The sequence below is a fragment of the Pseudomonas sp. TSO6 genome (assembly GCF_056098905.1).
The window spans coordinates 1-380 of sequence record NZ_JBLZWV010000095.1 but is presented as its reverse complement, the minus strand read 5'-3'; the positions used below and the strand labels follow the sequence as shown (position 1 = coordinate 380).

General features: G+C 45.3%; 1 rRNA gene. It reads right to left on the bottom strand.

Annotated features, from left to right (window positions below):
- Nucleotides 1–302: 302 nt before the first annotated feature.
- Nucleotides 303–380 (bottom strand): 16S ribosomal RNA (locus ACN6NG_RS29930); the annotation flags it as partial.

Below are 380 nucleotides of genomic sequence, written 5' to 3'. Positions count from 1 at the left end.
CCGTATGCGCTTCTTCACTTGACCATATAACCCCAAGCAATCTGGTTATACTGTGAAGACGACATTCGCCGAAAATTCGCACGTTGCTCTTTCGAGCAGAACTCACAAATTTTACCTTAGCCTGATCACACACCAGTGAAAGTGCATTTCAGTCTATTTCTATCACATATCCGAATTTTTAAAGAACGGTCTGACAAAAGTCAGAAATCAACATTCGCAGGGAATGCTCATTTCTGAGTTCTGATCAGCAAATGAATCAAGCAATTCGTGTGGGAGCTCATCAGCAGGCTGATGTCGTCGATTAAGGAGGTGATCCAGCCGCAGGTTCCCCTACGGCTACCTTGTTACGACTTCACCCCAGTCATGAATCACACCGTGGT